Source organism: Streptomyces ipomoeae 91-03 (assembly GCF_000317595.1).
GTDB lineage: Bacteria > Actinomycetota > Actinomycetes > Streptomycetales > Streptomycetaceae > Streptomyces > Streptomyces ipomoeae.
In genome coordinates, this window is sequence record NZ_AEJC01000576.1 from 1 (window position 1) to 5,360 (window position 5,360).

Sequence of the window (5,360 nt, forward strand, 5' to 3'; positions counted from 1 at the left end):
TCCGGAGCCACGTCCCGGACGCCGAGGGGCGCGGGGCTGTGACGCCGTGCGGCTGTGCCGCCCGATGCGAGCAACCACGACGGACCCGCGGCTGGAAACGACGCCCAGGACACGCGGGACTCCGCCAGGCGAGCTCTTCCCGAGCCAGGGTCGGCCGGGATAACGTGCCCGTGTTCCGGCCCCCTGCGAGGCTGTAACCAGTGCTGTGACCAGCAGCTGTTCCCGACATGCGCGACTTACTTGGACGTCCCAGTACCGAAATACTTGGAAATCCAAGGAAAAATGCAGGTCAGGAAGGGTTTCACAGGGATGTGGGGCACTGGGTAACGTGCCTCGTGCAGGGCGCTCGCCGGGGCACCTGTCACGTCTGTTCCCGGCCAAGGGCACCCACCCCGTGCACGGGACCGGGATCAGGCGAGCCGCACTGGTCTTCCGGCAATCCCGGGGGCCGGACCGACGGAGGAGCACACGTGACCGTGGAGAGCACTGCCGCGCGCAAGCCGCGACGCAGCGCCGCAGGCAAGACCGGCACCACCGGTGGCAAGGCGGCCGGCACCACCGGCACCAAGCGCACCACTGCGAAGAAGACGGCCGGCGCCGAGCCCGAGCTCGTCCAGCTGCTGACGCCCGAGGGCAAGCGCGTCAAGAACGCGGGCACCGCCCCGTACGACGCGTACGTCGCCGACATCACCCCTGACGAGTTGCGCGGCCTGTACCGCGACATGGTGCTGACCCGCCGCTTCGACGCCGAGGCCACCTCCCTGCAGCGCCAGGGGGAGCTGGGGCTGTGGGCCTCGCTGCTCGGCCAGGAGGCCGCCCAGATCGGCTCCGGCCGGGCCACCCGTGAGGACGACTACGTCTTCCCGACCTATCGCGAGCACGGCGTCGCCTGGTGCCGGGGCGTCGACCCGACCAATCTGCTCGGCATGTTCCGCGGCGTGAACAACGGCGGCTGGGACCCGAACAGCAACAACTTCCACCTCTACACGATCGTCATCGGCTCCCAGGCGCTGCACGCCACGGGCTACGCGATGGGCGTCGCCAAGGACGGCGCGGACTCCGCGGTCGTCGCGTACTTCGGCGACGGCGCCTCCAGCCAGGGCGACGTCGCCGAGGCGTTCACCTTCTCCGCGGTCTACAACGCGCCGGTCGTGTTCTTCTGCCAGAACAACCAGTGGGCCATCTCCGAGCCCACCGAGCGCCAGACCCGGGTGCCGCTCTACCAGCGCGCCCAGGGCTTCGGCTTCCCCGGCGTCCGCGTCGACGGCAACGACGTCCTCGCCTGCCTCGCGGTGACCAAGTGGGCACTGGAGCGGGCCCGGCGCGGCGAGGGCCCCACCCTCGTCGAGGCGTACACGTACCGCATGGGCGCCCACACCACCTCCGACGACCCGACCCGCTACCGGCACGACGAGGAGCGGGTGGCCTGGGAGGCGAAGGACCCGATCGCGCGCCTGCGCAGCCATCTGGAATCCGAAACTGACACGAACGAGGGATTCTTCGCGGAACTCGAAGCGGAGAGCGAGGCGTTGGGAAGGCGAGTGCGCGAAGTGGTGCGTGCCATGCCCGACCCGGACCACTTCGCCGTCTTCGAGAACGTGTACGCGGACGGCCACGCGCTCGTGGACGAGGAGCGCGCGCAGTTCGCCGCGTACCAGGCGTCGTTCGCCGACGTGGACGTAGAGGAGGGGAAGTAGCGATGACCACGCAGACCGCGACATCGGCTTCGGCGTCGGCTCAGGGTTCGGCGTCGGCGCCGAAGAGCATGGCGCTCGCCAAGGCGATCAACGAATCGCTGCGCAAGGCCCTCGAAACCGACCCCAAGGTCCTCATCATGGGCGAGGACGTCGGCAAGCTCGGCGGCGTCTTCCGGGTGACCGACGGCCTCCAGAAGGACTTCGGCGAGGACCGCGTCATCGACACCCCGCTCGCCGAGTCCGGCATCGTCGGCACGGCCATCGGCCTCGCCCTGCGCGGCTACCGCCCGGTGGTCGAGATCCAGTTCGACGGCTTCGTCTTCCCGGCGTACGACCAGATCGTCACCCAGCTCGCCAAGATGCACGCCCGCTCGCTGGGCAAGGTCAAGCTCCCGGTCGTCGTCCGCATCCCCTACGGCGGTGGCATCGGCGCCGTCGAGCACCACTCCGAGTCCCCCGAGGCGCTGTTCGCGCATGTGGCGGGCCTGAAGGTGGTCAGCCCCTCCAACGCCTCGGACGCCTACTGGATGATGCAGCAGGCCATCCAGAGCGACGACCCGGTGATCTTCTTCGAGCCGAAGCGCCGCTACTGGGACAAGGCCGAGGTCAACCCGGACGCGATCCCCGGCCCCCTGCACAAGGCCCGGGTCGTCCGGGAGGGCACGGACCTCACGCTCGTCGCGTACGGCCCCATGGTGAAGCTCTGCCAGGAGGTCGCCGACGCGGCGGCCGAGGAGGGCAAGTCCCTGGAGGTCCTGGATCTGCGGTCGGTGTCCCCCCTGGACTTCGACTCGATCCAGACCGCCGTGGAGAAGACCCGCCGTCTGGTCGTGGTCCATGAGGCCCCGGTGTTCTTCGGCTCGGGCGCGGAGATCGCCGCCCGGATCACGGAGCGCTGCTTCTACCACCTGGAGGCCCCGGTGCTCCGGGTCGGCGGCTATCACGCCCCGTACCCGCCGGCCCGCCTGGAGGAGGAGTACCTGCCGGGTCTGGACCGGGTGCTCGACGCCGTCGACCGCTCGCTGGCCTACTGAGGGAGAGGTCTTGACGACGATGACAGACACGTCTCTGCGCGAGTTCAAGATGCCCGACGTGGGCGAGGGACTCACCGAGGCCGAGATCCTCAAGTGGTACGTCCAGCCCGGTGACACGGTCACCGACGGCCAGATCGTCTGCGAGGTCGAGACGGCCAAGGCCGCCGTCGAACTGCCGATCCCGTACGACGGTGTCGTCCGCGCGCTGCACTTCGCCGAGGGCACCACGGTCGACGTCGGCACCTCGATCATCGCGGTGGATGTCACCGGGGGCGCCGCGGCGCCCGCCGGGGAGGCGCCCACGGCACCCGCCGAGGCCGAGCCGGCGGTCAAGGCCGAGCCCAAGCCCGTCCCGGCCCCGGCCAAGCCCGAGGGGCGCAAGCCGGTGCTCGTCGGGTACGGCGTCGCCGAGTCCTCCACGAAGCGCCGCCCCCGCAGGGGTGTGCCACCGGTGGCGGCTCCCCCGGAGGACAGCCTGTACGGCGCCACCGCGCTCCAGGGCATCCAGGGCGAGCTGAACGGGCACGGGCAGCATGGTGTGACCACGCCGCGTCCGCTGGCGAAGCCGCCGGTGCGCAAGCTGGCCAAGGACCTCGGCGTGGACCTGGCCACGGTCACCCCGTCCGGCCCGGACGGCATCATCACCCGGGAGGACGTCCACGCGGCGGTGGCCCCACCGAAGGCCCCCGAGCCGACGGCAGCCCCGGCGGCGCAGGCGCCCCCCGCTCCGGCGCCGGTGGTGTCGTACGACCGCACCCGCGAGACCCGTATCCCCATCAAGGGCGTCCGCAAGGCGACGGCCGCGGCGATGGTCGGCTCGGCGTTCACCGCGCCGCACGTCACCGAGTTCGTCACGATCGATGTGACGCGCACGATGAAGCTGGTCGAGGAGCTGAAGCAGGACAAGGAGCTCCAGGGCCTGCGGGTGAACCCGCTGCTGCTCATCGCCAAGGCCCTGCTGGTGGCGATCAGGCGCAACCCCGACATCAACGCGTCGTGGGACGAGGCCGCCCAGGAGATCGTGGTCAAGCACTACGTGAACCTCGGCATCGCCGCCGCCACCCCCCGCGGCCTGATCGTCCCGAACATCAAGGACGCCCACGCCAAGACGCTGCCGCAACTCGCCGAGTCCCTGGGCGAACTGGTCTCCACAGCCAAGGAGGGCAGGACGTCCCCGGCGGCCATGCAGGGCGGCACGATCACCATCACCAACGTCGGCGTCTTCGGCATCGACACCGGCACACCCATCCTCAACCCCGGCGAGTCCGCGATTCTCGCCGTCGGCGCGATCAAGCTCCAGCCGTGGGTCCACAAGGGGAAGGTGAAGCCCCGGCAGGTCACCACCCTGGCGCTGAGCTTCGACCACCGGTTGGTGGACGGGGAGTTGGGCTCGAAGGTGCTGGCGGATGTGGCGGCGATTCTGGAGCAGCCGAAGAGGCTGATCACCTGGGGCTGATGTCCTGGACTGGATAGGCTCAAAGCGAAGGGGCCGGTAGCAAATTCAGGTTGCTACCGACCCCTTCTGCGTTCAGTGCCTATTCAGGCGCCGTCAGCCTCGGCTGAGCACGTACACCGGCGCGCCGTCCTCCGTCGCGCCCCTGGGGTGGATGCAGGCGTGCTTACGCAGCAGCCGGAGACATTCGTTGACGCGGTGGACCGACAGCCCCGTACGAGCCGCGATCGCCTCCAACGGCTGCCGCAACTCACCCTCCTCGACGAGCACCGGGGCGATCACCACGGCCACGGTCCACACGTCCGCAGTCACGGACAACCGCTCCCGCCAGTCGGCCAGTACGGATTCCGTGGTCGGATGCGCCGAGAAAGCGGTGTCGGCGGGCGCAGGCCGCTCGACGGACAGAACATCGAGCCGGTTCGCGATGCGTTCCATGGCTTGGGCGATGGCTTGCTGGACAGCGAGGGTGGCACGCTGCATCTCCACTGTCTGCTCTTGCAGCGCCAGCGATTTGTGTTGGGCGGCAGCGAGTTGCTCGTCTGCCTGAAGATTGCGCTCTTCGAGACGGACGATGGCTTCGGCGACCTGCTCCGGCATGGCGTATGCGATGGGGCCGTCGGGCCCGGAAGGTTGTACCTCGGCCTTTGCGAGAGTGTAGGAGCCGTTCCGCTGCACAGCCTCGATTACTTCGGCGACCCACTGTTTGAAGGGCAGACAGGAGGGCTTCGTGCATGCGTTGACCAGAAGGATCAGACCTTGGAGAGAGATCACGTTCATGTCTCGACGCCACTCTCTACCTGCGGGAATGCTGAGACTGTAACCTCCAGTTAGGGTCTCAAGATTGTCTCGATGCTCCTCTGGAACATGGTCGGAGAGCGCCTTCTGTGTGTTGGTGTGTCCCAACTCTTTGCACACATCTACAGCTGGGAACCAATGCGCCCCGTCCGGCATCGTCAGTCGGCGTACCCGGGCACCCGTCGCGGCATAGACGAAGTCGCTGATGTTGATTGCCTCGTGCCGTCGCCCCGGATCGGGTTCGTGCTTGCTGGGTTCGATCATCTGAACCACCTCCGCAGCGGAACGTAAGGCGGAGGAAATCGAATATGCCAGTAGGGGTAACTATGTTCGCTATTGCGGGTGAATGGCGGCCGGTCGGATTGACGTCCGGGAACGAGG

The 5,360-nt window shown here is 68.6% G+C and carries 4 protein-coding genes; 3 read left to right on the plus strand and 1 reads right to left on the minus strand.

Features of this window, described 5'->3' with window-relative positions:
• Positions 1-470: 470 nt before the first annotated feature.
• Genes pdhA through STRIP9103_RS37385 form a run of 3 tightly spaced genes read left to right on the plus strand, consistent with a single transcriptional unit; the run spans position 471 to position 4,187 of the window.
• Positions 471-1,697, plus strand: a complete 1,227-nt coding sequence (gene pdhA, locus STRIP9103_RS37375; RefSeq protein ID WP_009333720.1) for a pyruvate dehydrogenase (acetyl-transferring) E1 component subunit alpha — start codon at positions 471-473, stop codon at positions 1,695-1,697.
• Positions 1,698-1,699: 2 nt separating this feature from the next.
• Entirely contained in the window at positions 1,700-2,731 is a 1,032-nt protein-coding gene (locus tag STRIP9103_RS37380; protein WP_009333718.1) for an alpha-ketoacid dehydrogenase subunit beta, read from the plus strand.
• A 10-nt stretch (positions 2,732-2,741) separates the two neighbouring features.
• The gene (locus tag STRIP9103_RS37385; protein WP_009333724.1) at positions 2,742-4,187 is read left to right on the plus strand and encodes a dihydrolipoamide acetyltransferase family protein; all 1,446 of its coding nucleotides are present in this window, start codon (positions 2,742-2,744) and stop codon (positions 4,185-4,187) included.
• A 93-nt stretch (positions 4,188-4,280) separates the two neighbouring features.
• Here STRIP9103_RS37385 and STRIP9103_RS37390 read toward each other — a convergent pair whose 3' ends face one another.
• The gene (locus STRIP9103_RS37390; RefSeq protein ID WP_009333722.1) at positions 4,281-5,243 is read right to left on the minus strand and encodes a BRO-N domain-containing protein; all 963 of its coding nucleotides are present in this window, start codon (positions 5,241-5,243) and stop codon (positions 4,281-4,283) included.
• Positions 5,244-5,360: the final 117 nt, after the last annotated feature.

Bases quoted from the DNA above. Each gene is read 5' to 3' on its own strand.
- STRIP9103_RS37380 (WP_009333718.1), top strand. From the start codon at position 1,700: ATGACCACGCAGACCGCGACATCGGCTTCGGCGTCGGCTCAGGGTTCG.
- STRIP9103_RS37390 (WP_009333722.1), bottom strand. From the start codon at position 5,243: ATGATCGAACCCAGCAAGCACGAACCCGATCCGGGGCGACGGCACGAG.